Genomic DNA, 23,290 nt, shown 5'->3' with positions numbered 1-23,290 from the left:
TCCTACTCGTTTTCATTCTTCGTCATCCGTCCGCCTGCTTTTTCGACGTTGGGTAGGTTCGCCCCCGTCAAAATCTGATAGGCTTGAAATACCGTATTAACAGGAGAAATCTGCATCAGAAAAGGGGTCTGCCAATCATTGTCCTCAGGTAAACGCTCTTCAGGAATAATCACTCTTCGGATATGTTCCGCATAGGCAGCCTGGATTTTCAAAGGTATCCCTCCGACCGCCCCAATATGTCCATCACGGGTCACTTTCCCGGTCATCACTCGGCTCAGGAGGATGGTGTTATCGTTGGCCATGGCTAGAACCACCAGACTCACCATTGCTGTCAGACTATCGCCGTATATCGTCACACCTGGATTGGGAAATTTTAAAAATATATCCCAGGTCTTTGGATCCAGGCCCGCAACACGAGCTGCAGCCATAATTCCTGATTGAATAGCCACCTGAGTAAAAGGCGAAAATTTTCCCGGTCCGCTGGAAAAGGACACATTCAACACTTCCTGACCTTCCTGTTTGCGGAACGCGATTTCAAGTTTTCCCACAATTCCTTTGGGCTGATGATGCTGGTTCAGCGTGGTTCCCAGAAATGTCACGGTTTGTTGCTGCCAAAACGACGGTGCGGCCTCGGCGGGACGAGGTAAAGAGCAGAACCAGACAACCGGAATCGCCCATGCCAAAACCCTGAAGATAAGAGCTATCCGTAGAAACTGTTTCATTGGCTAATTCCCCGAAACCGGCAAATACGGGATAATATATTCTCGTTTCCCTTCTACCCTCTGATCGACAAAGTGATCGAAAACCCCATCTCGATTCTCGTCTATCCAATAAAATAATGGCCATTCAACGGTTTCAATTACCGTATTCCAAAATTTGTTATTTTCAAAAAAAATAATTTGGCGGGCCGTTTTATAATCGACGATCTCATCTCCCTTCAAGGAGTATTCCCGGATATACAATCCCGTAATGATATTCACGTCTTCATGAATAAGATTGGCTTCACCAGGTTCATTCGGCATATCTGCAGCCATCCCGTTTCCCCCAAAGAGGAGACAGAATACGAATCCGAAAATCCAGTGAAAACAGAATTTGTTGTTTCTCATGATATGAATCCCTCCATCGGACCCTTCGTTGCCCTGGGATCCTGAACGTATCTCTCGATAGAACAGTGAATCCTTACCAACTTCCCGGCCTTATCGAGAGTATTCATCTTTTTACGCGGTCATGACCAACCCATTTCCACGAGGACGCGCCTGAGGAAATGAGTTCAAGGCAGGAGTTTCGGTTTGATTTTTCAACAACCGGTTCAGGAGGATGAAAGGATCTATCACGTCACCACATTGAATACAGTGCTTGGCCTGAAACTGGAAATCCTCATAATCGGAGAAAATATCCATACACGTCTCCTCAATCATCGTTCCTCCACACCGCGAACAATGTGATTGCTGCATTTGTTTCATCAATTGAGGGAATACATCGGGGTGATCAGTTCGCATGGCTTCTAAAGTCAACGTTTGCATACCGCCTCCTTCATAACTTCATAAAAGGTTGAGAATTGATAATCATGCTCTGACTCTAAATTCTCACCCTGCAAGCCACTACTACTGAAAACCCTTGGTCTAGTGGGGAAGGTCCCTTGAATATTTTTGAAAGGAAGGTGAAAGAACTGAATAAGGAGGCGAAAGAGTAACCCACACCACAAGGATTTCATCGCGCCCATTACAGGCTGGTGGAAAAAGACCGCCAGCGGCGTTCCCTGCCTTCCCCGGTTCTTCCTCGCCGAAGTAGGGACGAAAGCTGAAAGTGGCTTCGCGTCTACGCGCTGAAGCGCTTCGACGCGCAAGCGCGCAGGCAGGTCGCCATTTTTCCCTGCTCCTTTACTGGAAGTATGCTCTGCGCGCAACAATGCCTGCGGCCTTCTCTTCGATATGACTCAAGGCAGGACTGGACGAAATTTTTTGAACTGCCCCGAGGCCTCTGATAGGCAACGTGCCTGTGGGTCTATATCCCCTTGGAAACTAGTACTATTCAACATTCCCATGACAAGGATGCACGGCTCAGGCACCACTGAGACCTTGAAGGCATCGACGAAACAAACATCCACCAGGGGAGTGAAAACGATTTAAAAAAATTCGGGGAAAGAAGAAAAGAAGGATAGAATCCGCGTCTTACCGGGAGACAACTTGCGGGCTGCTGATGGCCTCGACCGGAGAGGCATGGGAGAGGATCGCAGGCCCACTCACAGCCCGCTCGCGCATGAGATTAAACAACTCTTTCTCCTGAGAATTCTGAATGACAACCCGCTCCAATGATTCCTTCCAGGCAGCATGAGCTTCCTCCACCAAGCCGGAACGGGTCATCGATTCACCGAGATAAAACCAGGCATACGCAGATGAAGGCTCGCACTTCACGGCCTGTCGAAATGTGGGAACTGCCTTTTCATATTCCTGATGACTGAAATACAGACTGCCAAGCTTATTGAGGGCATCAAGATGACACGACTCATGATCCAGGACAGTTCGATACATCATCATGGCTCGGTCGTCATAGTGAAGTAATTTCAAAGTTTTGGCCGTTTCGGTCAAAATAAAAGGATCGGCCGGCAATTGTTGAAGAAGGCCTTCATAGATATGCAAGGCATCCTTATACCGGTGCAATGCGCCATAGCCCAGAGCCATGTTTTTGAGGATAACCATATTCCCAGGAATAATTTCGAGCGCTTTTTCGTAATGGTTGACGGCAAGTTCCATAAACTCGGGTTCATCGTTCAAGGTCCCCGCAATCGTCTGCATCAGATGACCCGTGAGAAAGAACCCCATCCCTAATATTTGAGGATCTACCGGTAAGCGGCCAGGCGACCCGGAAGAAGAGGAACTGGCGACCTGAGACGGGGACATTTCATAAGGAATATGCTGATCCGCCAACCATTGCCGAATGAACGTAGAAGGAATGGCATAGCTCATATCGGCCCTGAGCTGAACACTCCCGATCAATGAGCCCTTCCTGTCCGTAGCCTGACCAATATACGGAACCGAATGAACGACGATCCCCAAGACCTGGCCACTCACCGCATCAACAATCGGACCACCGCTGGTTCCTGCGTGAAGGACGCCAGAGACTTGAAGAAAAGGCATGGTTCGGCCCTGTGTCCTTGAACGGCCCATGGTCAACCCACTGACATTTACCGGTTTCACTGTGCCATGGAGCATCAACCCCATTTGCAACGTGTCTATGACCCGAGGAAATCCCACAGCGAGACCCTCTGCGCCATCTTCGGCCAAGGTTCCGAAAAGAGATAAGGCCCGGTCATGACCCTGGGGAAGATGAAGAACGGCCAGGTCGGCATCCTGGTCGATGGTGACGATTTTCGCATCAGTAAACACCCCCTGATCAGGGACATAGACAAGCAATTTGGCGGATGAGATCAGGACATGGGCGTTGGTCAGAATATGTCCATCCTGACTCATAAAAAAACCCGTCCCAAAAGACAGTGATTTGGTCTCCCGGTCTACAGAAACCAGAAGAACCGCACTCGAGCGGGACTGAAGGTAAATGTCACTGCGTTCTGATGCCCAGATGGTTTCGGAGCCCATCCAGGCCCACAAGAAGATCACCAAGAATAGCCCAGCATTTCTGAATTGAACGGATAAGGACATATTGTCGGGAGGGTGTTGATTCATGGGTCCCGGGAATCTGTGAGTTATGATGAGAGGAAATTGAGAGCTCTCAGAACTTCATATATTTTTGAGTGAGATTACCGGATTTTGTCCATCGCCTTTTCTCCCATCCAGCTGGTACTTCTAAATATTATGACCCAGGTGTCCCTGTATGTCTAATGCACAGGTCGGCGAAATCTCTATAAGAGGTAAAGAAGAAGGACAGCCGGTCATTTTAATGAATTCCCGTTTATTCACAACAAGGAGGTGCTTCAATGACAATAATGCGAAATTCAATTTTAACCCTTGCCTGCTTCGGTCTTTTATCTACGGCCGCCATGGGAATGCCTCCGGAGAGCATGAACGAACCAGAATTACACCATGGCACAAACACGGATCCCACGAACCAGCCCGGACCTGAGCATTCCGAAAGCTCCATGGGATCCGCCCAAGGGAACATTATGGGGTCCGAGATTACAGGTGAAATTCTTACTGTCGAAGGGGATCTGTATACCGTTAAAGATTCAACAGGCAAAGAAGTGCAATTGCATGTGGACGAATCCACGGAAAAGTCCGGAAAATTAATAGAGGGAGACAAGATTAAAGCCGAGGTCACCCCGCAAGGTCACGCAGTCATGCTGAAAAAAGCAAATGACATGAACTAAGCTTTAGAGTCAGGGAAAAAAGCCGGCGGATTCAGCCGGCTTTTTTTTGCCATTTTCATTCTACCAACTGGGGATGGATGCCCAAACGAGAGAGAGTCAACAAATTATTCGGCAGATCCGGAAACAGGGCCTCGGAGGGATGTTGCACCATAATCTGCCACGAGGGAGGTCACTCTCTGTCAATCGGACGCTCAGGATAAATTCCACAATGTATCTCGCTGAGCGTTGGAGCCTTTCGAGCTGGACATTAATTCTTCGCTATCGTTCAGAATGACAATCTGGTGGGTTTTACTGGACTAGTGATATACGCACCCCATGCCTGAAAGAGGGGAACCAACCAATAAAACACTCACCCTCTGTGACTCTGTCATACTGGATTGAGAGGTGAAACCGAAGGCGGAAGCTCTTTTACTGACTGGTTATATTTTATTCCTGATTTCCCAGACCACTGCGTCCCCAGCTCCTCTCATTGTCATTCTGAAAGAAGCGAAGGATCTGTGCCCGGTTCGACGGGACCATGGCTTTGTCTGATGCTTCGTCTTCATCTCAGCATGGCTGTGGAACACCGAAGGGGAAATGAGGAAGCCAGGTGTGAGGCTTTCAGGAAGAGCTATGGTTCTTTTGACTGGATCGAATGACTTCGGCAAAGGAATTAAAGGAATCCCCTTTGGTTACATATTCGTCCCCTCCAGCCTCAGAAAAGTTCTTCATCACAATTTGATCTCCATGCATTGACAACCCGATGATATAGATTGACGGGTGGCTGGCTTTGATGCGACGGGTGGCTTCGATGCCGTTCATCACCGGCATATTGATATCCATCACAACCACATCAGGATGGAGCATCTGAACAAGCTCGACAACCTTTTGACCATTCTCGGCTTCTCCGACCACCTGTATATAGGGACAGGCATTCAACAGGGTGGCCAACCCTTCCCGCAATATTGGATGATCGTCAGCAAGAATGACACGAATGAGGTCGCCGGATTTCTCAACGTCAGTTGGAGAAAATTCGGAATGGTTGTGGGTCTCGGGGTCTGCCTCGGGGTCTGCCATAAAACGGGTGTAAAGGGGAATGGTGATCCTGACACGGGTGCCCTCCCCTTTTTTCGAATAAATCTCACATTGTCCTCCCAAACCCTCCAGGCGCTCCTGCATATTCAGAAGACCGAATTTCGGAGATTTGCCAATTTTTTCAAAGGTAGAATCAAGATCGAAGCCACATCCGCGGTCTGTCACTTCAATACCGATGACATCAGGCGAGTCACGGGTCATCTCAACCCTGGCTTCTCCGGTTTTGGCATGTTTAACCACATTAAAAAGAAGTTCTCTCACAACCTGATACAGAATAACCCCCGTTGATTCGGGCAGGTGAATAGACTCGTCATCAGGATGAGCGGTGACCGTGACATGCAGCTCATATCGGGTCATCTTCTCCGCTAACCATCGAAGGGCCGCCAGAAGTCCGTATTCATACAAAACGGGTGGGCTGATCTGTGCCATGAGATCGCGCGTATAGGTTAACGCCTCATCCAGTGATTCCTCCACCTCTTTGATCAAGAGAGACTGCTCTTCCGACACACCGCTTTGCTGCAACTGACTGACTTTGATTTTTCCGACAACCAACAACTGGGCTAAATAATCGTGCAATTCGTTCGAAATCCGGCGACGTTCCCGTTGTTCGGTCAGGAGTAACTCTGAAGCAAGGTTCCGAATACGGTGTTGGTGCCGTAGGAGCGCCCCCGTCCGTTCCGCCACGCGGCCTTCCAGTGAATCCTTTATGGACTGCAATTGTGCTTCGACACCCGTGCGGTAGACGGCGTAGGCCAGAATATTCGCCATGGCTTGAAGAAATATGACATCCTCCTCGGTAAACGACCTTTTCGACGTGGAATGCACACCGAGGACGCCGTGAGGAACGCCCTCATGATCGCGGATGAGGCAACTCATGCCGCTGACCACATGATGATTGGACAATAATGCGGGGTCCGAAAACCGGGTTTCCTGAGAGAGATCCGCCACGACCACCGGGGCACCGGACAACAGCGCATAGCCGGCTTGCGATTCTCGACCGGCGCCTACGACGGCGTGTCCGACAATCCCGTCGTTCCAGCCGACTCCTGCCCGGAGCAGGAGGGACTGTTTGCCAGGTAATAATTCCAGGACCTTGACCAGTTCGACCGAAAGCGTGCGGCTCAGCAGCCTGACACATTCGTCCATGACCTTGGCCAGATCCCGTTCCTGAAGCGCCAGTCGTCCGAAAGCGGCGACCACCTCAATGGCATTGTGCCGGCGCGAGAAATCCGCCACCTGGATTTCCGCCTTCCGGATCCTGGTGATATCCACAAAAGTCAACACCACTCCCTCTAGCAGATTGTCCTGGGTCCGAAAGGGAATCATTCGGGATAGATAAATCCTGGAATCCTTGCCCAACGGTCGTTCCGTTTCCTTGACCATTGAGGTTCGAATCACTTCCTGAATATCCGGGACTAAGGTCTCATCCTCCAAGAATGCCGCCAATTCGGAAACGGGTCGGCCTAAGTCGATATCCCGAAACCGAAAAATTTTTTGAACCGCAGGGGTGAAGTGTTTGATCGCGAGTTTGGAATCAAGAAACAGCGTGGCGATGTCCGATGTCAGAAAAAGATTTTCCACGTCTGCATGGGACTGGTCCAATTCCTCCACCTTACTCACCAATTGGGCATTGACCGTTCCCAACTCTTCATTGATGGATTGCATTTCCTCTTTGGAGGTTTGCAGTTCTTCGTTGGCGGATTGCAATTCCTCATTCACGGAAAGCAGTTCCTCGTTGGACGTTTTCAAGTCCTGGTTCGAGGCCTCCAGTTCCTCCACGGCCGACTGCAAATGGTCCCTGATCGAGTTGTTTTCCTGCTCCAATTCCCGAATGATCCGGGGATGGTCATTCGAGCGCTTCCTCGGGGATTTCGGTTCCGTCGGGCTTGTTGCGATCGGGCCCCGCTCCCGAAACACCACCATCAGCCATTCCGGTTTTTCCTTCGAATTGACGATGGGCCGGACAATGACATCCACAGATTGGATGACCTTGTCCTTGGAAAACTGTATATGTTCCTGAACGATCTCCTTGCCGGTTTTCATCGCCTGAAAAATGCCTGAGCGCAAGGCAATACGCAATTCCGGCCTGACCAACTGGATCAGGTTGATGCTCAATGAGCCCGAAGGCAGTTCCAGATAATCTCGGGTCTGCCCGGAGATGTATTGCACATGGCTCTCTCTATCAATCAGCACGGCGGGCGGGCCATATTCCTGTCTGATCAGGCGATCGAAAAATTCGAAGTTTTTTTCCGGGTGATGGTGAAAGGCGGGTTTCTGACCCGACGTGTCTTCCTTGGGCCCTCTCAAGGGTAAATCAAACGGGATTTGATGCATGATCTCCTTGGCCTGGAAAATCCGATGCCGTTTATTCACCGACCGGAAAAATTTTGAGTGCCCCGCCGCGTGTTCAGAGGAGCCGAGTAACAGATACCCTCCCCGGTTCAGGGAATAATGAAACAAAGAAAGGATCTGATATTGAAGGTCCGAATCCATGTAGATCAACAGATTCCGGCAGGAGATGAGATCCATGCGGGAAAAGGGCGGATCGGCGACGATATTATGAAGGGAAAACACGCAGACATCGCGGATGGCCTTGACGACCCGATAGGAGGAACCATCCTTTTCAAAGAACCGGGAAAGCCGCTCGGCCGTCACATGCTCGGCGATTTTTTCTGGATATCGTCCCTGGCGGGCCGTGTCCAATGCCTGTTCATCGATATCCGTCGCAAAAATTTGAACAGAAAGGTCCAGATGTTCACGATAAAGATATTCATGCATTAACATGGCCAGGGAATAGACCTCTTCTCCCGTTGAACAGCCGGCAACCCAAATCCTGAGGGATTCCCCTGAACCTTTGATGTGGCCGATTTTGGGGATAATGTCCCGATCCAGGGCATCGAACGCTTCCAGGTCCCTGAAGAACTGCGTGACCCCGATCAGCAGATCTTTGAACAGTTGCTGGATTTCGTCCGGATTTTCCCGAAGTCGTTCGAGGTATTGCGTGACGGAATCCATGTGGAAGATCTGCATGCGTCGCTGAACCCGTCGGCTAATGGTGCTGCTGCGGTATTGACGAAAGTCGTGCCCGGTGTGCCGCCGCAGAAGTGTACAGATCGTATCCAACCGCTTTAACGTTTCTTCACCAAGATGGTCCAGGCCTTTACCCTCACGGAGACCGGAGAGATACATTCCATACTTCATGAGCGTCTCCGGCATCTCTTCGATCGTCAAAATATGATCGACGAGCCCGGTTAAAATGGCGCTCTTCGGCATACTATTGAATTTGGCCGTTTCGGCCGATTGGGCTATGGACATCCCTCCGTACTCTTTGAGCGCGCGAACACCGTTGGTGCCGTCAGATCCCGCCCCGGAGAAAATCAGACCGATGGCGTATGGACCCTGGTCTTCGGCCAGGGACATGAAAAAACGATCGATCGGGGTCCGGTGCCCATGGGGCTGAACGGGGGGGACCAGCCGCAACAGCCCCCCTTCAATCGTCAGATCGGCATTGGGGGGGATGACATACACATGGTTGGGTTTCACTCGGGTTTGATCCGCGACGGCTTGAACGGGGATGGACGAGTGCTTCCCCAAGAGTTCAGGTATCAGACTGTCATGATCGGGGGCCAAATGCTGTACCAGCACAAACCCCATCCCGGTGTTCACAGGAAGAAGGGAGAAGAATTTCGTAAAAGCTTCAAACCCGCCCGCAGAGGCCCCTATCCCGACAATGGGAAACGCATGGGCGTGTGTGTCCGGCGAAACTCCCTGATGATGGGGGGAACGAGTTGGTGCTGAAGAAAGAGCCTACTTGAGGACTTCCGTGCTTTTTGGCGTATTGACGATTTTTTGGGGAAAGGGGTAGACGAGGAGGCAGATCGACCCTTGGAAGATTTTTTTTTAGGGGTCACAAAAGTCCTTGCTGATCTTTTATTGAGGGAGAATATTACCTAACTTACGGCTTTAAAGAAAGATTTCGCACCGAATATGTTCCTTTCTCATCCTCATCCTCTGTATATCCGAATTGTATACGCGAGATGTGAATTCCTCGCATACAGTTTTTTATTTTATGTCTAAACGAGATTTCTTAACCCTAAACGTGTGATCAATTGATCTTGCAAAAATACAATATTAAATCCCGCCGATGTGATTTTTACACCGATGACATGCTGGCAGAAGAAACCTGTTCCTCCTTTAAAGAAATTTTCGCGCCTGACTCCGGAAGTCGGTAATTTCCGTGTAATAAATTCCCCAAATCTTCTCTGGTGTTAATCACGTGGGCCATTTCAAGTATTCCTGCCTCTTTCAAATGTGGTTGTAAGGCAGGTTGGAGGTTGTACAGATAGACAGCCTTTTTTTGCTCCCTGGCTTTGAACACGATCTGGAAGAGGGTCCAAGACCCAATTGAATTCACACAAGACAAGTTCCTAAAATCTATTATAAGTAAGGAAATCGGTGACGATACCACGTGGTCCAATAATAAATCTGTTCGGCTCAAATTGGGTGTGTTGATACTGAGATCTACCGTGAGGGTGAGGACCACGAGTTGGCCAGGAGTGCTAATGGTGCATTTCATAACAATGACCTCCTTACATGAAAATAAAGATATTGTTCAACAAGTATGAAGAAATTTTCCCAATTGTACGCATTCCGGACTCTCGTACCACTCTACATTACCCTTGAGGGTAAATACCTAATCGCGTCATGGAGCAAGTCGCGGCCATTCCATTCGTCATTCATCACTCTCAACGCTGTGTGGCTGATGAAATTACATTGGTCCTGATGACCAGACTCGCATTCAACGTCCGGCAGGAATCCTTGGACTTGATGATTCCGCGGAACCTGGAGAGTTTCCAACCCGCAACCGATTAATCACGGTCGACGCCCCGGCTTCAAAAGCCTGCTGTTCGGCAATGAGACGTTGGTGAATATGCTGCACGGAACCGGACAAGGTCGCCCTGCCATCTTCCACCGTCGCCACGATATCCTGGCTCGATAAGAATGGGCTCCACCACACCTGGTTTTCGAAATCCAGTTGAATTTCCCAATCAGATTTTTTGATTTCAGATGTGGAAAAACTGATTTGATTGGTCAGGCTCTTCACCCCTTGAATCCGGGAAGCCACGTTTTCGGCATGGTTTCGTTCATAAATCGAATTGACGGTCCCCGTGAGCAGGACGGCTCCCTTCTTCACCACGGCCCCAAGCGTGAACTGCTCCAAGACAGGATCTCGTGAAAACGCCTCCAATAACCGGGCCTGAACATCGGCATCCTTAGGAGTCGCGTTAGACTGGACCGTGATGAGGTTCTTCACGGATTGGACCCCGACGGTGTTATTCGCATTTTGTTCAGCCTCACGTCTGATGGACAGAAAAGGCACATTGCCCTCCAGGGTCACGGTCCCATTTTTTACCGACACGTGGATGTGAAAGGGAGCCACGCGGCGGTCATAAGCCAGCACCCCTTGAATGGCATTGGAAACTTCCTGATCCGAAAAGATGGGACGCTGAGTACGCAGCATCGGATCCGGCGACACCCAATTGACGGTGATACCGCTCACATCTACGTCATGGACACCCTCAACCCACGCCAATTCGGCCACCCGGCCTTTTTCGTAGGCGCTTCCCACTTGTCCTGTCAGAATCGCATGCCCTTTTTTCACCTGAACCTTTAATAAGGATGGACGTACCACCCAGACGTCGAATACCAGACGATGAATGATTTCCTCCTTCAGGACCGAATCCGGCCTGTCTCGAACACCCTCCACATTCAGTAGGTCCCGCAGCTCGACGATGCCTTTGACCATTTTTGCTAAATTGAGCGCAGTCTGTTTTTCTTGTCTGGAGTGCACCCGTCCCTTCAAGGTGAGGACCCCATTTTGAACATCAAGATGAATGTTATCGCGCTCCACCACAGGATTTTCATCGAACAGGTATGTCAGGTGCTTTTCGAGAACCGAATCATCGATCCTGCCGACCGGTCCTACTGAAAGGCGGTCGATCACTCCCCGAACCCCCCGAATAGTCTGCGGAAGTTCTGTGGCACGCTGTTGCGTCCAAAGACTATCCGCAGTCCCGGTGAGAGTGACGACCCCATGTTTAACCGTGACTTCGATTGAAGAAAATGACTTTGGATCGACTCGAGAAAATCGATTTTTCACGGCCACGGCCACACGGGTATCATCAACCTCTTCAGCCCCTTCTCCCGTAACCTCGGCGGTGTTTTCCACATCCTCTTCGGCTATTCCCAAGCCGACCATCAGACCAAAGGACAAAGCAAATATGGCAATATGGAACAGCACCGGCATACCCCCATTTCCATGGAACATACAGAGGAAAGATTTGAATTAGAATGAGGAAACGCTCAGAGGATGTCAGTTGACAAAATTGGCGAGCGTGAACAAAAAATGTCCTGGATTGGAATCTGCGTTGAGGCTCAACTGAATTTTTGATGCATGCAGACGATTTGAACAATCAGGCGATAGAGTTCCTGGCCGGCAGACTCTTTGGATAAATATGCCGCTGCACCGGCTCCACGCATAGCTTGCTCCGTTTCCTTATCCTGACGAACCGATAATCCGATTACGTGAATCCCAGGGTGGTGATGACGAATCTGCCTGGTGGCTTCAATACCATTCATTTTGGGCATATTGATATCCATGACCACTACATCGGGTTGCAGAGATGCTGTCAGACGGATAGCCTCTATCCCATCCCCGGCTTCCCCCACGACCTCAATGTCGGAAAAGGCGCCCAGCAGACTTCGCAAACCCTGCCGAACCACGGCATGATCATCCACCAGAATGACTCAAAATCCTGACGACCTTTCCGGACTTGATTCCTGACTGATCTCCGTAACCACCATCGGGGCCGGAGCCAGAGAAGAAAAGGCCGCATTCGGTCGCGCCTGATCGGGCAGGGATGCATACAGGCGGATGCGTGTCCCTGAACCGGAAGTTGAGTCTATGACCATCCGCCCACCTAATAAAGACATACGTTCCCGAATACTGAACAGTCCGAATTGATTGGAGGAATGGCTGTGTTGTTCGATGAGGTGAAGATCGAATCCTTTGCCTTGATCCGCAATTTCGATGCAGACCTCCTCCGGTGAGGAAAGGGTGACAGCCAAGCACACCCTGTTCACACCTGCATGTTTCACTACGTTCAGCATAAGTTCACGAACGGATTGAAACAGGAGCACCGCCTCATTCTCCGTGAGGGTCAGATGGTCACGATCCATTTGAACTTCCACAGAGAGCCCATATTCCTTCATATCCTCGGCCAACCACCGCAAGGCCTCTAACAACCCGAATTGATACAGCACCGACGGGACCAGTTGAGCGACCAGAGAGCGCGTATAGCCCAACGATTGATCGAGAATGCGATCAATTTCTTGAAGAACAGAAACCAGACCCCCCGAAGCACTCACCATTTGCTCCAGGCTACTGACCCGTAACCGGCAGGCCACAAGGAGCTGAGCCAAAAAATCATGAAGTTCCTCCGCAATCCTGCGTCGTTCCCGCTGTTCCGTCAGAATCAGCTCCCCGATGAGCGATTGAAGGCGAGATTGGTTATGGCGCAGTTCCTCCGTGCGTCGGGCAATTCGACTTTCCAATTTGGCTGTCAGATGTTGGAGTTGCTCCTGCATCGTTTTTAATTCGGTAATGTCCGTATTGGTGCCAATCCATCGCACCACCTTCCCATTCTGATCCCGAATCGGTACGGCCCGGGAAAGGAACCACCGGTATTCTCCGTCCTTGCTCTTGAGAGGAAAGGTGTCTTCCCATATTTCACCCGTCTGAAAACATCGGCTGATTTTCTCAACCACCCGGTCGACATGATCAGGATGATGGACAGTCTTCCACCCCCACCCTTCCATGTCCTTGAGCGTGGTACCGGTATACTCGTACCAACGTGCGTTGTACCAAAAAATCCATCCCGTCGAGTCGGCCATCCAGGCAAATTGAGAAATCGTATTGGCAAGCGTGCGAAACCGTTCTTCACTTTCCCGCTGTTGTTCTTCCATCTCTTTTTGATAGGAAAGATCCAGCACCAAACCGACATACCCCAGATAGCCGCCGTCCGATTCAAAGCGGGGAGAGGCGGAATCCAGAACGTAGTGATACTCACCCTTTGCACTCCGAAGACGATATTCCAGTCGAACGGATTGTCTTTTTCTGTTCGCTTCGTAAAACGCCTGTTGAATGGATGAACGATCGTGAGGATGAATAGCCGTCATCCATCCCTCACCCAGGCCGGTTTCCTCCGTCTGACCGGTAAAGTCATACCAGGTTTGACTGAGAAAGATACAATTCCCGTCTGCTTCTGTGATCCAGGTCATGACATCGGGGTGGTGAGCCAGATGCTGGAAGCGGGATTCATATTCGATCGCAGCACGACGCATCGTTGTCAATACCAGTGTTTTTTTCACTCTGGCCAGCAGTTCTGCCGCCGAAAACGGTTTGACCAGATAGTCATCCGCACCGGTCAGCAGTCCATCCACCTGCGCCTCCTGACCGGCCCTTGCCGAGAGGAAAATAAACGGCGTCGATTGCAGGTCCCGATTGGACCGAATCCGTTTAAGCAACTCGAGCCCATCAATGCGAGGCATCATGATATCACTCAGAATAAGATGGGGATGGACCATGTGAACCTGCTCCAAGGCTTCCAGCCCATCACATGCAGAAACCACCTCATAGTCCGCCCGCAATAATCGCGTCATATAGTCCCGCATATCTCGATTGTCTTCCACCAATAAAATGATGGGACGTGAGCGATCCGTCTTCTGAACGGAATCTCTTTCATCCTGGAGAACTTTTTGACCGGACGGCTCATGATCGATTCCTCCCGCCCACTGTTCGGATTCCAGAATGAAAGACTTCGCTAAACGCTCGTCGGTTGGTTTCGTGGACGTGTGGCTTACCTGCTCCGGCGGGAGGTGATGAAAGCCGAAGGGGACCCTCACGGTAAACACACTTCCCTCTCCGGGTTCACTCTCAACATGAACCTTCCCGCCATGCATTTCCACCAACTCTTTCACCAAGGCCAGACCGATTCCGGTTCCTTCAAATGTTCGTCCCAAGGCTTCCTTGGCCCTAAAAAAACGCTCAAACACATGAGAAAGCGTCTCCCGATTCATACCGACCCCGGAATCCCCAACCCGAACATCCACGCCTTCCGCATGAGGAATGACTTCCACGTAAACCCGTCCTTGCAGCGTGAATTTCAGAGCATTAGAAAGCAGGTTCAGAATGATTTTTTCCCAGGAACTTCGATCAACATAGACCGGTTGAGACAGCGTGGAACAGGACACAATAAATTCCAGGCCGGCTTTTTTCATGGCCGATTCAAATGTCGAAGCCAGGTCACTTGTCAATCCGCTTACATCCACCGGTTCAAATAGTGCCTTCATCCGGCCCGCTTCCAGGCTGGAAAAGTCCAATAGCGTGTTCACCAACTTTAGCATCCGCAAAGCATTCCGGTGGGCCACCGCCACAGCCGGAGCCGTGGGGAAAGTGGTCGGGTGCATCGCCTCATCCAAGGAACCGAGAATCAGTGTCAGCGGCGTTCGAAACTCGTGGCTCACGTTGCTGAAAAATTCTGTTTTGGCACGATTCAGTTCCGCCAATGCTTCATTCCGTTTCCGCTCTTCGGCCAGCGCCTGCGCCCGGTTGATAGAACCGGAAATCCCGTTGGCGAGCAAGTTCAGAAACTCAAAATATCTCCCATTCACCGCTAATCTCGGACTGGTCCCCACAACCAGATATCCGGCTTTTTTTTCTCGCTCCCACGATGGTAAAGGTAAGACCATGCCCTGCCGACAGGGCTCCGGCCAGACTCCTGCAGAAGCACCCAAATCAACCGTAATGGAAAACGCGGCCTCCTCCCACCTGGGCGAAAAGGACACCGGCCACCACGGCCGTGGATAAAAATTATCTCCATCCACCTCCAGGCGATTCGGAACAAGGGAGGATTCCGGCGCCAATCCCGACTGTGCCCTCAAACACACATGACGCTCTTCAGCGTCCCATAGATATATCAAACTGAAGGGGATATCCAGCGAACTCCGGGCAAGAACATCCGCCGACAACCGGCAGACTTCTTCAACCGACTCTGACCGTTCGGTGACCTTGGAAATTTGCCGGAGGGTGTCGAGTCTTCGCCCCTTTAAGACTCGACCTGTTTCTTCGGTCACGGCACAGAAGAGACCCACGACCATGCCCTGATCGTTCTTGATCGGACTGTACGAAAAAGAAAAAAAGGTTTCTTCCAAAAACCCGTATCTGCTCATAAAAAGCGGAAGGTCTTCATTCCAGGTTGCTCGACCTTCCTGAAACACCATTTGCACTTGCGGATCAATGACCTCCCAAATATCTGCCCAAATTTTCGAGGCACATTCCCCCAAGGCCTCCGGATGCCGATTTCCCAACATCGGGATATAGGCATCGTTATAAATATTGATCTGATGCTCTCCCCACCAGATAAACATAGGAAATCTCGAATCCAGAATTATTTGGACGGAGGTTTTGAGCTGAGGGGGCCAGTTGGCTCTATCTCCCAAGGGAGTATCCGTCCAATCCTTATTCCGGATGAGTTCTGCCATCTGGTTTGATGACATCATGGAAAAAGACCTTTCACCTGTATGAGCCCCTCAGGTTAACGGAGAGAAACCAGATTTTTGATTCATGCCCCAGATTCGCAGGCTCAACCCTATCACATCTGTCCCATTCTTTCAGTTGACAAATCAGGGTGTTTCACCCGCTTGAGGGAAACACCCTCTCTGATTTTCTCAGTTTTTCCCTTTCATGGAACCTGATTGAGGGGACGTCCTCCCTAGGGTCGGGATCCGGAGAATCAAGGGATATTAACAGTACGGAATGGAGGATCATTTCGTTAATTTGTACAACAAGACAGATGGCATGATTTGAAGAAATGATATTTATGTTTCATTCATTCTTTATCCCCCAGCAAGGAGGCCGACGTTGAAAACTTTATCTCCATCAATGAATGGTGTGATTAATAGTCCTCAAGAATTCAACCAGTTCATTCCGGCAAACTTTTCCTACTTTCTCGAACGTTCTTCGAACCATATCCGGCGTATTTTGCAAGATATGGGGCAATGGGCGGACAATTCGGCACATGAAAAATTATTGTTGCGTCTTTCCTTTGATCTGGTTGAACGGTTTATCGAATACTGTCCTTCCCAACTCCCCTGCCGGCCTTCCCTGCTTTTGGATGGATTCATATCCGATTATTTTGGAAGACCCCAGGAATCCAAGGCGTCATCGACATCCAATCCGATTTTGTACCGGTACTTGGATGGCCTGCTTAATCGAGCCGTACTGAGTCGGGACGGTTTGATCTGTCTGTTCTACCACCTGTATGGTATGAAACCGGTCGAGGTCGGATTCCTTCTCGGTTTGGAAGAAGGCCAGACCCAACGCATTTATAAAAACTTTGCGCGATGGCGGCAAAAGGGGTGGTTTCAAGCGACAGAAGAGGTTGGATTAACCACGCAAGACGTCCAATCTTTAGTGGAAAACCAAGGGGCCAACCCTGAATTATTCAATCAACAGGTCCGGGACAATTTACAAGAATTGTTGCCTTTTTATCGAAAAAGCGACCCCCCGTACTATCCCTGTCTCGAAGATTCCAAATGGCACGAAATGCTCAGAGAGGGATACGGATTTGATTACCGGATGTGGCATCTACCTCTCTGCCTTTCCTGTATGAACGTCATTACCCGGATTGGCGACTCATTTCTCCTCGACCCCACTATCACTTTAAATTTTCATGTTTCTCCTCATTCGTTAAAGGATGAAGAGATTTCATGGCGGGCTCATGGGGCTCATGGGTCAAAACCTTCTTCGAGGAATAAAACGGGGCACCGTTATTCTCGGGATCTGCAGATGGCCTAACGTTTCTCTAACAGGTATCTGAATATATTTAGAAGAATGGGACCACGATTACATATGGTGAACAGAGCGTGAAGAGCTGTGGTAGACGAATTTTTCCTGACCGTCTTATGTTTTAATAGCCTTTGTCTCGCTCAATGCGAATGTATGACACCAGATCACCAATGGCCTGAAGAAATAACCTGGGGTTAAGGGGTTTTTCGAAGGCGTAAGACGCCCCCAGCAAATGGGCAAATCTTCTAATATTGAACTTTGGGGCGCAAGCGGCTGAAAATGTTGCAATAATCAGAGGATGACTGTCTTGGGAGGTGATTTCGGCAATAAACGAAAACCCGCTTTTCTGTTCGAGAAATAAGTCTATGACGATACAATCGATGGATCCTTGGGTATAGAGACAAATGCCGTCTGAAAGATTTCCCGCAATGACACTCTCTACTCCATACCCATCACAGAGACGTTCCAATGTCTTTTGTGAATCCGAATCGGGGTCGATAATAAGTAGTTTACTCATCACAGTCCGTGTGGTTAATAAGGTAAGTCATTTCCGCACACCCGCTCCAGCTAAAAAATACGGAATTCACCCTGCAAGGAACTGCCAGAACCGTTTAGAATAGTGGACCATTCGTTCTCAGACCTCAGTTCACAATCAGCCTCAGTGATTAAAGCATTTCTCTATTTCTCAAAATGTGGTCATCCAATTCGGATTTCCTGATCGAAGTAATTGCACTGTCGGACGCCTGCCTTCCCGCGTCATATGCATTTCTGATTCTGCAGCCACAGGAATGGTTTCGGCCGTTGACAAGGGATATGGCCCCGATCCCCGGAGCAGGGTCAGGATATAAGTATCCCGGCTAGGAATAAAAGGCCTTTCGGAATCGACGAACCTCACACCACCCCAAGGTTGAAATGAATAAATCAACGTCGTCCCCGAGGAGCCGGCCAAAAGAGGCTTTTCATTCCGACATTTCTGTTGCACGTTCATTGGGGCGGGATCTGTCCCACAGGTTGCTTCTATATACGGCACCTGAAAAGAGAAGAGCAGCACTGACACTAACGCACCGAGTACAAAAGGCAAAAAGATCAGATCCCTTTGTCCCTGACCATATCCGTCATGGAGTAAATTCCTTTTCATCGGCGTCTCCCAATCCCTTTTCGTTATGAATGGTATTCAGACATTTTTAAATCAGAATGACCTATTCATATACAGGATACTTGGCATTAACCCAATGGACATTTCTTTTTAATTACTCTAGGAGCCTGTCCTTTGTCAGCGCCGCATGGATATGTGGCATGAGGGGCGTATAAGGGTAAACGGAAAATATATCCGAACCCGCACCGAGGTTTTTAATAGAAACGGGCCCGGACATTTCCTCACACTGGAATGTCCCAGGCCCGTTTCAGTGTCCAACAAAAGCTTACTGGATTAAAGTGACAAATAAGGAATAATCGACTCTAACCCAAGGTTGAACGTAGGTTTGCACAATCCCTTGTCACAACATCCGTTTCTGTGAAACGGAAATTTAAAAAGTAAGGACCCCGAACAACCATAATACGAGGACAAGACTTAGAGGAACGCCTAACAGCCACGCTAATATTGGCATTTTCCTGCTCCTTTATTCTTAGGAAGTTAATAATTTATGACAGAGAATCCCGGCGCTTCATCAGACAGGATAATCCTGCTTTAGCCCCTCAGGACATTCCCAGACCCCACAACATTATCGTTGTCGCCTCTCATTCATGCTTCTGATACCAAATTCATCATTATCCTCCTTTGCTAAACATTACAATTATTATTGACGGCAATGTTTCTCAGCCCTTCTTTTAAATATAACCGGACACCAGACGAATGTTGTATGGACAAGTTGTTGCTAGGATATTCCACATCGTCCAATTTTCCTTGTCCCGATGACATGCTTGAGTTCGGAAAGGGTGAATTTGGCAAGACTTCACATGCCTTCAGGACGATTTCGATTCACCTGCAAACGCAATCGCCATTGAAGAGGTGTATCGGGGTCCCGTGTATAGCGTCCATGATCCTCTCCAACCTCCACCTCTCTCAACGGAATGGTGATTTGTTCTTTTATATGTGGGAAAGCTTCTTGAAATAATAAATGGACGACGTTTTCGGTGCACCCGAAGACCTCAGCATTCAACCCTATCTCATCTTTAAAATCGACAGTGACCCGTTCCGCAGGATTAATCCAGGGCGCAATCAATTTTGCTTTCTCGTGATTGGTCATAATATCCCTCTTGTCTAGGCCCGGATTCCTTCATGGCCTTGCCTCCCTATTTGCGCCAGAATCGTCAATAAAGCCAATGAACCCTATTCCTTGAAGTCTCCACGGTTGATCAAACGGGTTCATGTAATTTTTTTGGCCACAAATACTCCGATCAGCACCATGACAACGCAGATTGCGAGAAAAATGTAAAATAATACCTGTGCGATTCCCGCAGCTCCCTCAGCAATCCCTGAAAACCCAAATCCACCCGCGATGAGCGCAATGACAAAGAAAATTGCCGCCCATTTTAATATCGTCATAGAAGGCTCCTTCCTAGTGAGTCATGGTTATGAGAGATCCTGCGATGACGGTAGGCACTGAATGGAACTCTGTCTCTTTAGGGGGAAAAATCCGCTGCCTCTTGATTAGAACAAACTCTTGTCATGACACCCATACGCATTGGAGGATCCGTCTCATCAGGAGGATCACCGATGGGTTTGGGCTCCTCTAAAGGGTCCTTTCCCGGCGGAGGGGGAACAAGCGGATCCTTAATCGGTTCCGGCTTAGGGTCCCGGTTTGGAGGACCCATGGGTGGTCGTTTTTTTTCAGGTTCCGGAGGTGGTGTGACAGGCGGATGGTCTTTGGAGCCGTGTAACCCATACCCCCCGGTCTCTCTCCGAATCCACTCCACCCTCGGCCTCCCTCTATCAGGGCTCCCCGCGTCTGGATAATCTCTCATATTTTCTCTCCCCTCCGGTACACGACTTACTCCTCCCGTTATGAAATCGTATTCAGGAATTGAATCGTTCACTTTCCTATCATGTCTCAAGACGATTATTTTTTAAATAGACATCTGTGAGTGAGACGGTTGGGTTTTATCTATATAGGATCAACAGGAACTTTGTTAGAGATTTAGATGGAAAGTAGGAAAAGCAAGGTCTGTAGAACCAGAGGGAACATAGCCTCATCCTTTCTACGCCTCTTTTTATTGGAGCCCACACGCCCGGTGTATTCTTGTGCACGTGCAGGTTCGGCCACTCGCAAAGCTGTCTCAGCGTTTAGTAGAAAGTTTTGAGTACACCAGGAAAACCTCTAGCTGACTCAGAGATCGTGTTCCAACGATCACTGATGGCGTGAAAATTTATATTGCGGACATAATGTATGCCATTGCCGACTCCCTCCACGACCAGAAGAAAACTTTCCAGAAATCTGCATCTCTGGGAAGTCGTGGCCATTCGTGAATTGTGTTTACTCGGAGTGGTTGTGTGGTTCCTCTGGTTATGCTTGCAATTACAGGCCATTCTTGTTCCGGTTTTGATTGGTCTGGGTTTGGCCTATCTGGCTGACCCCACACTGGATTACGTGGAACAGGCCTGGAGGTTGCCGCGGTGGGTCGCCGTGGCCTTCATGGCCATGATTATGTGCCTGCTGTTCAGTGGCCTCGTTCTGTGGATAGGACCACTTCTTGTCGATCAACTACGGCATTTCTTTGAAAAAGTCCCGACATATCTTTCCATTTTGGCCAACCGGTATGAGGTGGACCTCGAGGACATTTCCCGCAGGCTTTATGAAGTTTCCACCAATATTAAGAGTAATCCCTTCGCTACGCTGAAAACATTTTTCTCAGGAACCGGGCAGGTGTTTTATTTTACAAATATCATAATCGGGACACTGGGTTCTTTTCTATTTTCCCTTTCATTAATCGTCATTTACTTTTTCTTTTTTGCCTGGAGTTTTCCCTCCATCCAGAAAACTTTTTGGCGTTTGCTCGAATCTCAAGGCGATCCCCGCTGGGAAAAGCTGCTGACAGAAATGGACGTGGCTATAGGAGAATTTTTCAGAGGACGATTGCTCATTGCATTGATTATGAGCGGGATGTTTGGAGGTGGCTGGTACCTGGTGGGAATGCCCTATTGGGTTCTCCTGGGATTTTGCGCAGGCGTGTTGAGCCTGATTCCCTATGCCGCCACCCTGATGTGGCCTATTGCTCTCCTGTTGAAATATTTAGATATGTCCATGGGGCCTTCCTCTATCGACGATTATTGGATGCAAGTCCTGGTCTGGCCCAGCGCAGTTTATCTGGGTGTTCAATTCATTGAGGGTTGGGTTCTCACGCCCTGGATTCAAAGTCAGTCCACCGACCTCAGTGCCGCAACGATTCTGCTCGTCGTCTTAATCGGCGGAGCTCTAGGGGGAGTGTTAGGCCTCATTCTGGCCATCCCCTTTGCGGCCTGTTTGAAAATCCTGGCGAAGGAGTTAATTATTCCCCGCCTTCAGTCGGGAGATATTACGGAAGTGCATGGAAAAATTATTACCCCTCAATCCTCAGGTCTGACCTGATTGTTGCCGGATAACACATGGAACCCCTCAACATTATATTGAACAGTCTTCGGGAAATGGGAAGCCAGGCATTGGCTCACCTTCCGAATGTGATTTCAGCTATCGTGATCCTTGCGTTGACCTGGTTAAGCACCAAGGCTTTGGAAACCCTATTGACCCGACTGCTTTCTCGGTTTGGCATACGGGAATCTCTTCTGGAATTACTTCAGAAACTCGTGTACATCGGCATTTGGATAGTCGGAATATTGATTGCGGCCATTATTATCTTTCCCAGCTTAACGCCGGGGAAAATTCTCACAGGATTGGGGTTGGGATCCATAGCCATTGGATTTGCCTTCAAGGATATTTTTGAAAATTTCCTGGCCGGCATCTTGATCCTCCTTCGCGAGCCGTTTCAATTGGGGGATGTCATTGAATGCGAGGACCTGGAAGGGTTTGTAGAAGAAATCACCATTCGAGATACCCATATCCGTCAAACGGACGGCCAACGAGTAGTTATTCCCAACAGCGTGCTGTTTAAAAATCCGGTCATCGTGCGGACAGACCGGGATTTGCGCCGGGTCACCATCATGTGCGGCATCGCCTATGGAGAGGATGTCAATGCTGGACGCGATGTAATCCGGCGCGCATTAGAAGGATTGGACACGGTCAATCAGGAGAAAGACATACAAGTCTTTGCCCAGGGTTTTGGGGCCAGTAGCATTGACTTCGAGGTGACCTGGTGGACTGGGTCCCGCCCGGTGGACATCAGAAAATCCAAGGACAAGGTTGTGGCTGCGGTGAAACAGTCCTTAGATTCCGCCGGGATTGAGATCCCATTCCCTTATCGCACATTAACATTTAAAGAACCATTGGAGACCTTGATCACACGCCACCGGAAAGGACAGGACGTGCCGCATGATAGGTGACACTTTTATCCCGAAGGTCCCAGCGTCTCCAACTTGTCCGGCCTCCAAAATGAGGGATTCCCAATGGATGGATTAATCGATCTGAACTGGCATCAGGTCTGGTCGCATTTGTATCATCTGCTCATTGCCTTTCTTTTGGCCGTTCCTCTCGGTTGGGATCGGGAACATGAATCGCGCGGTGCCGGGCTCCGCACCTTCCCTTTGGTTGCAGTCGGGTCTTGCGCGTATATGCTGACAGGGATCAATGTGCTGAATTCCACCGATGCCGAAGCTCGTGTCATATACGGCATCTTAACCGGAATTGGATTTATTGGCGGAGGGGCCATCCTCAAAGAGAGAGGAAATGTGGCCGGGACTGCCACTGCGGCGAGCATTTGGAATACCGGAGCCATCGGTATGGCCGTGGCCTGGGACCGTTACGAAATTGCCCTGGTGCTAAGCGTGTTGAATTTTTTAACATTCCGGTTCATGCCGTTGTTGAAAAACAAGTAACAGTCGCACCATCATCACC

19 protein-coding genes are annotated in these 23,290 nt (G+C 49.5%); 5 read left to right on the top strand and 14 right to left on the bottom strand.

All coding sequences use genetic code 11. The features are described from left to right. Positions 1-2: 2 nt before the first annotated feature. From PJI16_14785 to PJI16_14770, 4 genes are all read right to left on the bottom strand, one after another. Complete coding sequence (locus PJI16_14785; GenBank protein MDT3778830.1) at positions 3-722, bottom strand: hypothetical protein; 720 nt, start codon at positions 720-722, stop codon at positions 3-5. 3 nt (positions 723-725) lie between these two features. Then, positions 726-1,034, bottom strand: a complete 309-nt coding sequence (locus tag PJI16_14780) for a hypothetical protein (GenBank protein ID MDT3778829.1) — start codon at positions 1,032-1,034, stop codon at positions 726-728. Positions 1,035-1,217: 183 nt separating this feature from the next. Further along, positions 1,218-1,523 carry a hypothetical protein gene (locus PJI16_14775; GenBank protein ID MDT3778828.1) on the bottom strand — a complete coding sequence of 102 codons (306 nt, stop codon included), beginning with the start codon at positions 1,521-1,523 and terminating at the stop codon, positions 1,218-1,220. A 648-nt stretch (positions 1,524-2,171) separates the two neighbouring features. Then, positions 2,172-3,683: a tetratricopeptide repeat-containing serine protease family protein gene (locus tag PJI16_14770; protein ID MDT3778827.1), complete on the bottom strand. Its 1,512-nt coding sequence runs from the start codon at positions 3,681-3,683 to the stop codon at positions 2,172-2,174. A 251-nt stretch (positions 3,684-3,934) separates the two neighbouring features. On the opposite strand from PJI16_14770, the gene PJI16_14765 reads away from it, so the two are divergent. Further along, positions 3,935-4,324 carry a hypothetical protein gene (locus tag PJI16_14765; GenBank protein MDT3778826.1) on the top strand — a complete coding sequence of 130 codons (390 nt, stop codon included), beginning with the start codon at positions 3,935-3,937 and terminating at the stop codon, positions 4,322-4,324. A gap of 600 nt (positions 4,325-4,924) precedes the next feature. Here PJI16_14765 and PJI16_14760 read toward each other — a convergent pair. From PJI16_14760 to PJI16_14740, 5 genes are all read right to left on the bottom strand, one after another. Then, a complete protein-coding gene (locus tag PJI16_14760) occupies positions 4,925-9,121 on the bottom strand; it encodes a chemotaxis protein CheB (protein ID MDT3778825.1) in 4,197 nt (1,398 codons plus the stop codon). Positions 9,122-9,551: 430 nt separating this feature from the next. Next, the gene (locus PJI16_14755) at positions 9,552-9,974 is read right to left on the bottom strand and encodes an STAS domain-containing protein (protein MDT3778824.1); all 423 of its coding nucleotides are present in this window, start codon (positions 9,972-9,974) and stop codon (positions 9,552-9,554) included. Between the two features lie 222 nt (positions 9,975-10,196). Beyond that, on the bottom strand, positions 10,197-11,705 hold the full coding sequence (locus PJI16_14750; GenBank protein MDT3778823.1) for a BON domain-containing protein: 1,509 nt from the start codon (positions 11,703-11,705) through the stop codon (positions 10,197-10,199). Positions 11,706-11,833: 128 nt separating this feature from the next. Continuing rightward, entirely contained in the window at positions 11,834-12,196 is a 363-nt protein-coding gene (locus PJI16_14745; protein ID MDT3778822.1) for a response regulator transcription factor, read from the bottom strand. A 9-nt stretch (positions 12,197-12,205) separates the two neighbouring features. After that, on the bottom strand, positions 12,206-16,018 hold the full coding sequence (locus PJI16_14740; GenBank protein MDT3778821.1) for a PAS domain S-box protein: 3,813 nt from the start codon (positions 16,016-16,018) through the stop codon (positions 12,206-12,208). A gap of 361 nt (positions 16,019-16,379) precedes the next feature. Between PJI16_14740 and PJI16_14735 the strand changes: the two genes are divergently transcribed. Continuing rightward, positions 16,380-17,315, top strand: coding sequence for a hypothetical protein (locus PJI16_14735; GenBank protein ID MDT3778820.1), 936 nt, complete (start codon positions 16,380-16,382; stop codon positions 17,313-17,315). A gap of 112 nt (positions 17,316-17,427) precedes the next feature. On the opposite strand, the gene PJI16_14730 is transcribed toward PJI16_14735, so the two are convergent. The 5 genes from PJI16_14730 to PJI16_14710 form a co-directional block, all read right to left on the bottom strand. Then, a complete protein-coding gene (locus tag PJI16_14730; GenBank protein MDT3778819.1) occupies positions 17,428-17,823 on the bottom strand; it encodes a response regulator in 396 nt (131 codons plus the stop codon). 168 nt (positions 17,824-17,991) lie between these two features. After that, complete coding sequence (locus tag PJI16_14725) at positions 17,992-18,444, bottom strand: hypothetical protein (GenBank protein ID MDT3778818.1); 453 nt, start codon at positions 18,442-18,444, stop codon at positions 17,992-17,994. 814 nt (positions 18,445-19,258) lie between these two features. Next, complete coding sequence (locus PJI16_14720) at positions 19,259-19,552, bottom strand: hypothetical protein (GenBank protein ID MDT3778817.1); 294 nt, start codon at positions 19,550-19,552, stop codon at positions 19,259-19,261. A 119-nt stretch (positions 19,553-19,671) separates the two neighbouring features. Further along, positions 19,672-19,845, bottom strand: a complete 174-nt coding sequence (locus PJI16_14715; protein MDT3778816.1) for a DUF1328 domain-containing protein — start codon at positions 19,843-19,845, stop codon at positions 19,672-19,674. A gap of 83 nt (positions 19,846-19,928) precedes the next feature. Continuing rightward, the gene (locus tag PJI16_14710; GenBank protein MDT3778815.1) at positions 19,929-20,222 is read right to left on the bottom strand and encodes a hypothetical protein; all 294 of its coding nucleotides are present in this window, start codon (positions 20,220-20,222) and stop codon (positions 19,929-19,931) included. A gap of 470 nt (positions 20,223-20,692) precedes the next feature. Here PJI16_14710 and PJI16_14705 point away from each other — a divergent pair, with 470 nt between their 5' ends. The 3 genes from PJI16_14705 to PJI16_14695 all read left to right on the top strand — a co-directional run bounded on the left by PJI16_14705 (position 20,693) and on the right by PJI16_14695 (position 23,271). After that, on the top strand, positions 20,693-21,871 hold the full coding sequence (locus tag PJI16_14705) for an AI-2E family transporter (protein MDT3778814.1): 1,179 nt from the start codon (positions 20,693-20,695) through the stop codon (positions 21,869-21,871). A 17-nt stretch (positions 21,872-21,888) separates the two neighbouring features. After that, complete coding sequence (locus PJI16_14700; protein ID MDT3778813.1) at positions 21,889-22,779, top strand: mechanosensitive ion channel family protein; 891 nt, start codon at positions 21,889-21,891, stop codon at positions 22,777-22,779. 63 nt (positions 22,780-22,842) lie between these two features. After that, positions 22,843-23,271: an MgtC/SapB family protein gene (locus tag PJI16_14695; GenBank protein ID MDT3778812.1), complete on the top strand. Its 429-nt coding sequence runs from the start codon at positions 22,843-22,845 to the stop codon at positions 23,269-23,271. The last annotated feature ends 19 nt before the right edge of the window (positions 23,272-23,290 follow it).

Source organism: Nitrospira sp. MA-1 (genome assembly GCA_032139905.1).
In the GTDB taxonomy this organism is placed as follows: Bacteria; Nitrospirota; Nitrospiria; order Nitrospirales; family UBA8639; genus Nitrospira_E.
This window is presented reverse-complemented; position numbering and strand designations above follow the sequence as displayed.

Bases quoted from the DNA above. Each gene is read 5' to 3' on its own strand.
- PJI16_14785 (MDT3778830.1), bottom strand. From the start codon at position 722: ATGAAACAGTTTCTACGGATAGCTCTTATCTTCAGGGTTTTGGCATGG.
- PJI16_14780 (MDT3778829.1), bottom strand. From the start codon at position 1,034: ATGGCTGCAGATATGCCGAATGAACCTGGTGAAGCCAATCTTATTCAT.
- PJI16_14775 (MDT3778828.1), bottom strand. From the start codon at position 1,523: ATGCAAACGTTGACTTTAGAAGCCATGCGAACTGATCACCCCGATGTA.
- PJI16_14770 (MDT3778827.1), bottom strand. From the start codon at position 3,683: ATGAATCAACACCCTCCCGACAATATGTCCTTATCCGTTCAATTCAGA.
- PJI16_14765 (MDT3778826.1), top strand. From the start codon at position 3,935: ATGACAATAATGCGAAATTCAATTTTAACCCTTGCCTGCTTCGGTCTT.
- PJI16_14755 (MDT3778824.1), bottom strand. From the start codon at position 9,974: ATGAAATGCACCATTAGCACTCCTGGCCAACTCGTGGTCCTCACCCTC.
- PJI16_14750 (MDT3778823.1), bottom strand. From the start codon at position 11,705: ATGCCGGTGCTGTTCCATATTGCCATATTTGCTTTGTCCTTTGGTCTG.
- PJI16_14740 (MDT3778821.1), bottom strand. From the start codon at position 16,018: ATGATGTCATCAAACCAGATGGCAGAACTCATCCGGAATAAGGATTGG.
- PJI16_14730 (MDT3778819.1), bottom strand. From the start codon at position 17,823: ATGAGTAAACTACTTATTATCGACCCCGATTCGGATTCACAAAAGACA.
- PJI16_14725 (MDT3778818.1), bottom strand. From the start codon at position 18,444: ATGAAAAGGAATTTACTCCATGACGGATATGGTCAGGGACAAAGGGAT.
- PJI16_14720 (MDT3778817.1), bottom strand. From the start codon at position 19,552: ATGACCAATCACGAGAAAGCAAAATTGATTGCGCCCTGGATTAATCCT.
- PJI16_14705 (MDT3778814.1), top strand. From the start codon at position 20,693: ATGCCATTGCCGACTCCCTCCACGACCAGAAGAAAACTTTCCAGAAAT.
- PJI16_14700 (MDT3778813.1), top strand. From the start codon at position 21,889: ATGGAACCCCTCAACATTATATTGAACAGTCTTCGGGAAATGGGAAGC.
- PJI16_14695 (MDT3778812.1), top strand. From the start codon at position 22,843: ATGGATGGATTAATCGATCTGAACTGGCATCAGGTCTGGTCGCATTTG.